Origin of the sequence: Neisseria sp. HMSC073G10 (assembly GCF_001812605.1) — a bacterium.
Lineage (GTDB): Bacteria > Pseudomonadota > Gammaproteobacteria > Burkholderiales > Neisseriaceae > Neisseria > Neisseria subflava_A.
Genome location: NZ_KV809493.1, coordinates 4,089 through 12,675 on the forward strand (window position 1 = coordinate 4,089; position 8,587 = coordinate 12,675).

The following is an 8,587-nucleotide window of genomic DNA, read 5'->3' on the forward strand; positions in this document are numbered from 1 at the left end:
AGGTTGCGCTCTACCAACTGAGCTATTCCCGCATTTGAGTGCATCTGAAATTAAACTGGAGCGGGAAACGAGTCTCGAACTCGCGACCTCAACCTTGGCAAGGTTGCGCTCTACCAACTGAGCTATTCCCGCTCTGATATTTGTTGCTTCGTATATCGAAGAAGACGCAATTATTATGGATTTAATCGTGTGCGTCAAGTGTTTTGTTTTTATTTTTTTAAAAATTTTATTTGAATTCTTTCCATGCCATTTTCAGGTAGTAGCACATGGACCAGATGGTCAATACAGATGCTATAAACATCAATATGTTACCAATGAGATAGAAAGGGTCGTTATATTTGTCTGTGCCGATAAGTAAAAGGAAGATGGCGATCATTTGGGCAGTGGTTTTGAATTTGCCGATAGTGGCCACTGCAACGCTGCCGCGTTTGCCCATTTGTGCCATCCATTCGCGCAGGGCGGAAATGGTAATTTCTCGGCCAATAATAATCATGGCGAAGATAGCGTATGTTCTGCCAAGGCTGACGAGCAGGAGTAGGGCAACGGCAACCATGAGTTTGTCGGCAACGGGGTCGAGGAATGCGCCAAAGTCGGAGGTTTGTTTCCAGCGACGTGCTAAAAAGCCGTCAAACCAGTCTGTAATAGCTGCAAGTGCAAAGATGATAGCGGCTGTCCAGTTGACGGTTTGTGGTTGAATCCATGTGTTCGGTAAATAGAATAGGATGGTAAACACGGGGATTAATAGGACGCGCATCCAGGTAAGTAAAATAGGTATGTTCCAAGGCATAGTTTGTGACCTTTTGGACGATGTGTCGGATTGTCCATTATAGCTTATTTGCTTACTGGGCTTTTTTGAGTGTTGTTTTTTTGCCGACAAGTAACGTGGGCAAAGGGCTTTGTTATTCGGGTTGTGAAGAAAGTCTGTTAAGGCCGTCTGAAAAATGGGTTGTTGAGGGGTATAAATGTTTTTGGACAGGTAAGTGGCTGCAAAATAGTGGGCAACGAGGTCGGCCTGCTGCTCAATATTGAGTTGGTTGAAGTGAGGCAAAGGCATGGGATAGGCGTAAGCTTTGCGTTTCCTATATCCGCCTTTGAGCATAATGAATAAACCGGATAACCAAACTTTGTGACCGCGCTGGTGTTGCCAGACGTGTGTAAGCTCATGAATCAGCCAGATTTTGTAGGCGATGCCGGCTTGAGTGAAATCATCAGGGCAGTGTTTGCGCGGAAAATATATATTTCCATTGGGGGCAATGGCGGTATTGGGGTTGGGTAGGAAGGGGATGCCACGATATATTTTAATGCGGTTGAAGTCTATGCCGTAGGCAAAAACCTGTTTTGCCATACGGACTTCGTTTTCTGTCAGTCTGCGCCAATTGGAAAAAATCATATTTTAAAGAATGATAGAGGATATAAAGATTTTCAGGCCGTCTGAAAGGTTTCAGACGGCCTGACATGGGATTTATTGTTCTTCTGAAGCGGCTTGTTTGCCGTTGTCGAACAATTTGTCCATAGGCGTCAGATTGACTGCGTTGCCTTGGCTGACTATCCATTTGTTTTCAACACGCCACACGCCTGAGGTATCTTCAACTCGCAAGTACCAATGGTTGGTTTGGCGTAAAGGCTTAAAGACGGCTTCGTATTCCATACGGCCGTTTTGTGGTTCGGCAGTTACGGCGCGTAGCTTGACGGTTTGGTCGTCAGCTTTGCGTGTAGGGTGCATCAGCAGCAGGTTTAATGGCTGTTTGGGATCGAATTGTCCGCTGACGAATACTTTGGCGGCATTCATGTCCGGACTGATTAAAACCTGCACCTGAATCTGCCGTTTAACGGCTTCTTCATCGCGGTGAAGCTGGATTTCGATGTGTTTGCCGTCTTTATAGTAATCGTCGGAAACCAAGTCTGTCGTATGTTCTTTTGCGACGAAGAACATGGAAACGCTGGCGATAACGACAAAGATTGGACCTGCCATCAGCACCCAAGGCCAAGTGTGTTTATACCAAGGCTTAGTGGGATTGGGTTTGGACACCGTTGTTATTCTCCAATAAAGGTTGCTTTTTCATTCAAGACAGTCGGTTCGGCATCAGCGTCATCGGTTTCACGATATGTGAAAGTAAATTCAATCGGCTGGCTGCCTTTTTCAGCGTACTCAGGGATGGTGGATACTTGAACCGGAATGGTCACGGTTTCGCGTGGCGCAATTTTAATACCGTTTTCTGGTAAGCCGGTCAAGGCGATATCATCAAAACCTTTGACTGTGGCAGTAACGGTCTGTTCATGTTCACTCTTATTAATGATGCGAAGGTTGTAGGCATTTTCCAACCAGCCTTGGCTGTTTTCACGCACCATCACACCGCGGTCTTTCAGAATATCCACTTCGATCATTTTACGGGTAGAAATGCCGGTTAAGAAAGCAATAATAACCACAAACAATACTGCACCATAACCTGCAACGCGAGGGCGTTTCAGGCGTTTTTTGATGTCGCTTTCAGGGTATTCATGCTCCATTGCGCCTTCGGTGGTGTAACGGATCAGGCCGCGCGGATAACCCATTTTGTCCATGATTTCGTCACAAGCGTCGATACAGGCTGCACAACCGATACATTGGTATTGCAGGCCGTCGCGGATATCGATGCCGACGGGGCAGACTTGTACGCACATGGTGCAGTTGATACAGTCGCCCAAACCGCTGTCTTCTTTGTTGGCGGTTTTTTTGCGTGCACCGCGAGGTTCGCCGCGTTCGGTATCGTAGGAAATAATCAGCGTGTCTTTGTCAAACATCGCACTTTGGAAGCGTGCATACGGGCACATATGCAGACACACTTTTTCGCGCATAATGTGGGCAAAGAAGAAGGTCATGAATCCGTAAAACGCTGCGGCAAACATTGCGCCGCCGCCTGCTGCTCCGGTGAATAAATCGGGAACAAACTGGCGGATAGGGACAAACCAGCCTGCAAAAGTGATACCTGTCCACGCACAGACAAGGAAAATCAGTAGGTATTTGGTGGCCTTAATGCGGATTTTAGTAAAGTTCCAAGGCGATTTTTCCAGTTTTAAACGTTTGTTGCGGTCGCCTTCAACCAAGTTGTCGATCCAAAGCATGATTTCGGTGTAAACCGTTTGCGGGCAAGAATAGCCGCACCACAAACGGCCGGCAATGGTTGTCCACCAAAACAGGCCGAAAGCACAAATCATCAGCAGCAGGGCAAGGTAAATCAAATCGCCCATACCCAGTGACAGGCCGAAAATGAAAAAATGACGGTCAGGGATATTAAATAAAACTGCCTGACGGTTACTCCAGTTAAACCATGGGATTACGTAAAATACAAACTGGGTCGCCAATACGGCGGCGATACGAAGTTTGGCAAAGCGGCCTTCTGCTTTTTTCGGATGGATGCGTTCGCCTTCGGGATGAATTTGAATTACGCTGGATTTGGGTTTGGAAGGTTTGGGCGGAGTGGCTTTTGCCGTTTTTTCTGTTGAGGGTGTGGTGTTTTCAGCTTGGTTTTCGGGTGACATAATCAGTGTTCCTTAATCGAAGTGCACACAAGCCTTTTGTCATGGTAGTAGTTTGATGCAAGTATTTTCAGACGGCCTTTGGAGTGCATATAAAATCATAACATTTGACTCTATGCAAAGCAAAAGCGGGGCTTGCCCTTAACAATAGTTGCGGTACTCCTGCCTCATACAAGGCCGTCTGAAAAGAGCAGTATTCAAAGACTTACGGAATAAGCACAGGTTTATGCTTATAGTGATTTCCTATTTATCCGATAAAAAATTTACAACATACTGTTTCAAAACGAAATAACAGTTAATATCATCTATCCCGTCCGTTTCAGACGGCCTATTGGAAATCATGCCGTCTGACAATGCAAATATAAAAGGCTATTCTTGAAAGCACGGCTGATTCAGGCGATAATCGATACACTTTTTTCAAATTTCCAATCTTGTCCAAGGAAGGTCAAACCATGTCTCAACTGGCAAACGCAATCCGTTTCCTCTCAGTCGATGCCGTACAGAAAGCCAACTCCGGCCACCCGGGTGCGCCTATGGGTATGGCGGAAATGGCGGAAGTATTGTGGACGAAGTTCCTCAATCATAATCCGGCCAACCCGAAATTCTACAACCGCGACCGTTTCGTCCTCTCCAATGGTCATGCCTCCATGATTCTTTACAGCCTGTTGCACCTGACAGGCTACAACGTTTCTATTGATGATCTGAAAAACTTCCGCCAACTGCACAGCAAAACCCCCGGCCATCCGGAATATGGCTACACCGACGGTGTGGAAACCACGACCGGTCCATTGGGACAAGGTATTGCCAACGCTGTGGGCATGGCTTTGGCCGAAAAAATCTTGGCTGCCGAGTTCAATAAAGACGGTTTGAATATCGTTGACCACCACACCTACGTCTTCATGGGAGACGGCTGCATGATGGAAGGCGTATCGCATGAAGCCTGCTCACTTGCCGGTACTTTGGGCTTGGGCAAACTGATTGTTTTATATGATGACAACAATATTTCTATCGATGGTAAAGTGGACGGCTGGTTTACCGAAAACATTCCGCAACGCTTTGAAAGCTACGGCTGGCATGTGATTCCAAATGTAAACGGCCATGACACTGATGCCATTCAGACGGCCATTGAAGCGGCTAAAGCCGAAACCGGCAAACCTTCCCTGATTTGCTGCAAAACCTTAATCGGTAAAGGCAGTGCCAATAAAGAGGGCAGCCACAAAACCCACGGCGCACCTTTGGGCGCGGACGAAATCGAAGCCACGCGCAAACATTTGGGCTGGACTTACCCCGCCTTTGAAATCCCGCAAGAAATCTACGACGCATGGAGCGCGAAAGAAAAAGGCGCGAAACTTGAGGCCGAATGGAACGAACTCTTCGCTCAATATCAAGCCAAATATCCTGCCGAAGCCGCAGAATTTGTGCGCCGCATGGATAAAAAACTGCCTGAAAACTTCGACGTTTACGTTCAAGCTGCATTAAAAGAAGTGTGTGCCAAAGCAGAAACCATCGCCACCCGTAAAGCCAGCCAAAACAGCATCGAAATCTTGGCTAAAGAGCTGCCTGAATTGGTGGGCGGTTCTGCCGACTTGACCCCGTCCAACCTGACTGACTGGTCAAACAGCGTTTCCGTTACCCGCGAACACGGCGGCAACTATATTCACTACGGTGTTCGCGAGTTCGGCATGGGCGCAATCATGAACGGCCTTACCCTGCATGGCGGTGTGAAACCATTCGGCGCGACTTTCCTGATGTTTAGCGAATACGAACGTAATGCCTTGCGTATGGCTTCGCTGATGAAAATCAACCCTGTATTTGTGTTTACCCACGATTCCATCGGTTTAGGCGAAGACGGTCCGACTCACCAACCTATCGAGCAAACTGCCACTCTGCGCCTGATTCCAAATATGGATGTATGGCGTCCATGCGATACCGTTGAATCTTTGGTGGCGTGGTCTGAAGCCGTTAAAGCGGCCGATCATCCGTCCAGCTTGATTTTCAGCCGTCAAAACCTGAAATTCCAAGTGCGTGATGAGCAACAGCTGAACGACATCAAACGCGGTGGCTACGTCATCAGTGAAGCTCAAGGTAATGCGCAAGCTGTTGTAATTGCTACCGGTTCTGAAGTTGAATTGGCTTTAGAAGCTCAAAAAATATTGGCAGAACAAGGTATCGCCGTGCGCGTTGTTTCCATGCCTTCTACCAATGTATTCGACCGCCAAGATGCTGCCTACAAAGCCGCCGTTCTGCCGGAAGGCTTGCCACGCGTAGCCGTAGAAGCAGGGCATGCCGACGGTTGGTATAAATACGTTGGTTTGAACGGTGCCGTGGTCGGTATCAACCGCTTCGGCGAGTCTGCACCTGCTGACTTACTGTTCAAAGAATTCGGCTTTACCGTAGACAATGTGGTTGCCACTGTTAAATCCGTTTTGTAAATCAGATTTTTGATTGAGATAAAAAGGCCGTCTGAAATTTCAGACGGCCTTTTTTCTAGGTCGTATCGTTTGGATTTGCAGATACGGTGAGTTGTAATTCAAATAGAAACGCTTTAATCAGCATCATTTCCAAGTATGTGGAGAATTGCTTTTAATTTAGCAACTATTTTTCAAATGTCTGTTTCTTAGAATTGCGGACGGCCTCCCACCTGTGTAGGAAAAAAGGTTGATTGAAACGGCATGTTTTGTTCCTATCCCTTTTGAATTAAAACTGCTTCTCCACACTGATGAATGTCTGCATACTCTTACGGGAATAGAAGCCGCTCATATTGCTGTCGATTTTCAGATAACGGAAATTCAAATGCGGTACCAAGCCTTTCCATGCAATTTTGTTGTGCCAAATAGAGGCATTTGCCTGATATTCATGGTCTTTTCGGGTCAGGCGATACACCAGGTTTCCTGGCGCATCAAAGGTACGGCGGGCGTAGCGCAGGTTGGTGCGGATGCCGAATCCGTTCTCAAACGCTTTCACCGCGCCGAAGCGCATGCCTTTGCGCACGGATGCCTGCTCCTCTTCTTTGGTCATGTCGTGCGACCAGTCCGCGCCTCCATAAATCAGCCAGTTTTTTGGTGCAGAGTACGCCAGCGTTACGCCCGCCAGCGGCATATGGCTGTTATAACGCGCTGCCGAATCGCTGTTTCGATAGTATTTCTTGATATAGCCTGCATTGAGAGAGAGCTGCCATTTTTCGCTCAGACGACGTGAGAAATCGGTATTGATACCGGTTTCGCGATTATAGCGTTTGCCGCCCAGCCAGTTTTGCTCGGCAAACGGCACAATTCCGAAGGATTGCACAGCCGAACGGTTTTTATAGCCCGCCGCCAAGCGCAGGCTTTGCTCGTTAAAATCCTGATTGTCCCAATAATGCACGCCATTGCCGCTCAGGCTGCCGTAAACAAAATGATGCCCGCCCACATTGATTTCGCGCGCTACGCCTGCGCCGTAGCGGATACCGTGCGCCTTTTGCGGCAGGCTATCAGCGGTTTTATTCCAGCGTCGGCCGTTCCATTCTATAACGCGCTCGGACGAGGCATTGTTCACATTATCGGTTTGCTCGTATTGCAGCGAAACATCGGGCTGCCAGCTTTGCGCCGATTCAATGGAAGCAAGATAACGGTCGGCAAGTTGCTGCATGGGCGGCTGCAAATCCGGTTTTGCCCGTTTCAATTCAGCCTTTGCCTCACGGTACTGCTTGTTTTCAAACATCATTACGCCCAAATCGAAACGCGGATACGCCAAATCGGGATGTTTCGCCAAAATGCCGCGATAGAGCGATACAGCTTCATCATGCCGCAACTGACTGCGCCGCAACGCGCCTAAAGCATAATCGTATAAAACGGCATCCCGGTCGGGCGCGGCTTTATATTGCGCTAACAAACCTTCCAGCGTCTTCCAGTCCCGTCCGATTAATGCGCGGTTGATCTGTGCTTCCAATGAGGAATCGGCAGAAAGGTTGTCTGAAAGCTTCTGTTCTGCGGGTTTGTCGTCAGTAAAATCTTTTGAGAGCGTTTCGCTGTTGGGTTGTTTGTCAAAAAATACAGGCTCAGGTACACGGACAACGGGTGTGTCGGCAGGGGCGGCCGTTGGGAAAGAGAGCAATAGTAAGACGAGATGATTTTTATTCATTTTATTCAGTGGGATATAGATTCCAGGAGTATCCTGTCATTATATGGATAACGCGGTGAAAATGGTCGAAAAGGTCGTCTGAAACATTTTCAGACGACCTTTTACATCATAATTAAGATGGAAAATTATTTTTGAATATCTCCGCGTTGTCCGCCGAAGCCGACAGTATCTTTTCCATTAAAGATAACTTTGCCTGCAACTTCTTCCGCATTTTTACCGAAGAAACCCAATGAGTAGTTACCGGTTTTGTATCCCTGTTCTGCCGATGCGGAAATATTAGAATCCTGAATTATCCCACTATGCAGCTTAATCGTGTCGCCCAGTCCGGTAATTTCCCCAGAACCTGTACGTTTGGAAAAATCAATGATGTAAGATAATAAACCTTCTTTTATACTTTCTTTTGATTCATGTGAGTCCCAATCATAAGTCCTTAGATATGTTCCATTAAATGCTTTACCTGTATAAGTTGCAGAACCTATACTTGGAATAGCTTGAGAATCTGTTTTTAATCCATTGATCACAATAGAAGAATTCCTATCATCTGAGAAAATATAGCCAGTTCGATTGTTATACGAAATATTACCTGCATAATCACCAATTACTACGGAATATGGCAAATTGTAGATAACAGAGTGAATACGGTCTTCATTTGTGAGTGCATTTATAATACTTTTAGCACTTGCGGTAGTCTTTGCCTGAAGCGTATCAAAAGGATATTTTGCATTTGAGAAATCTGCACCTTTAAGTTTCTCGGCTTCATCAATATTTAATTGTCTGATGAAGGCTGTAAGTTTTTGTTGTTTTTCACTATCTTCAGTTTCTATATTTGCTGCTGCAAATTGCTTTGCCTGCTCTTCAGATAACCCTTTTTGAAGTGCAAATTCAATTAAACTAGTCCGTTTAGCAGAAATACGTGCTTCTTCAGCCTTACGAGCTTCTTCAGCTTTGCGTG

6 protein-coding genes and 1 tRNA gene are annotated in these 8,587 nt (G+C 46.7%); 1 reads left to right on the plus strand and 6 read right to left on the minus strand.

Annotated elements, in window-relative coordinates:
• Window positions 1–56: 56 nt before the first annotated feature.
• The 4 genes from HMPREF2865_RS01610 to ccoG form a co-directional block, all read right to left on the minus strand.
• Window positions 57–132: transfer RNA gene (locus HMPREF2865_RS01610), tRNA-Gly, on the minus strand.
• A gap of 94 nt (window positions 133–226) precedes the next feature.
• Complete coding sequence (gene pgsA, locus HMPREF2865_RS01615) at window positions 227–787, minus strand: CDP-diacylglycerol--glycerol-3-phosphate 3-phosphatidyltransferase (protein WP_003679552.1); 561 nt, start codon at window positions 785–787, stop codon at window positions 227–229.
• Window positions 788–1,462: 675 nt separating this feature from the next.
• Window positions 1,463–2,029, minus strand: a complete 567-nt coding sequence (locus tag HMPREF2865_RS01620; RefSeq protein ID WP_083309543.1) for a FixH family protein — start codon at window positions 2,027–2,029, stop codon at window positions 1,463–1,465.
• 5 nt (window positions 2,030–2,034) lie between these two features.
• Complete coding sequence (ccoG, locus tag HMPREF2865_RS01625; RefSeq protein WP_070645224.1) at window positions 2,035–3,519, minus strand: cytochrome c oxidase accessory protein CcoG; 1,485 nt, start codon at window positions 3,517–3,519, stop codon at window positions 2,035–2,037.
• 449 nt (window positions 3,520–3,968) lie between these two features.
• Here ccoG and tkt point away from each other — a divergent pair, with 449 nt between their 5' ends.
• Window positions 3,969–5,948, plus strand: coding sequence for a transketolase (tkt, locus tag HMPREF2865_RS01630; protein WP_070645226.1), 1,980 nt, complete (start codon window positions 3,969–3,971; stop codon window positions 5,946–5,948).
• Between the two features lie 265 nt (window positions 5,949–6,213).
• Here tkt and HMPREF2865_RS01635 read toward each other — a convergent pair whose 3' ends face one another.
• Window positions 6,214–7,635, minus strand: a complete 1,422-nt coding sequence (locus tag HMPREF2865_RS01635; RefSeq protein WP_070645228.1) for a surface lipoprotein assembly modifier — start codon at window positions 7,633–7,635, stop codon at window positions 6,214–6,216.
• A gap of 125 nt (window positions 7,636–7,760) precedes the next feature.
• A partial coding sequence (locus HMPREF2865_RS12115; protein WP_070645230.1) for a Slam-dependent surface lipoprotein occupies window positions 7,761–8,587 on the minus strand: 827 nt, incomplete at its 5' end.

What these genes read in the sequence shown, in the direction of transcription:
- pgsA (WP_003679552.1), bottom strand. Translation starts at nt 787, where the DNA reads ATGCCTTGGAACATACCTATTTTACTTACCTGGATGCGCGTCCTATTA.
- ccoG (WP_070645224.1), bottom strand. Translation starts at nt 3,519, where the DNA reads ATGTCACCCGAAAACCAAGCTGAAAACACCACACCCTCAACAGAAAAA.
- tkt (WP_070645226.1), top strand. Translation starts at nt 3,969, where the DNA reads ATGTCTCAACTGGCAAACGCAATCCGTTTCCTCTCAGTCGATGCCGTA.
- HMPREF2865_RS01635 (WP_070645228.1), bottom strand. Translation starts at nt 7,635, where the DNA reads ATGAATAAAAATCATCTCGTCTTACTATTGCTCTCTTTCCCAACGGCC.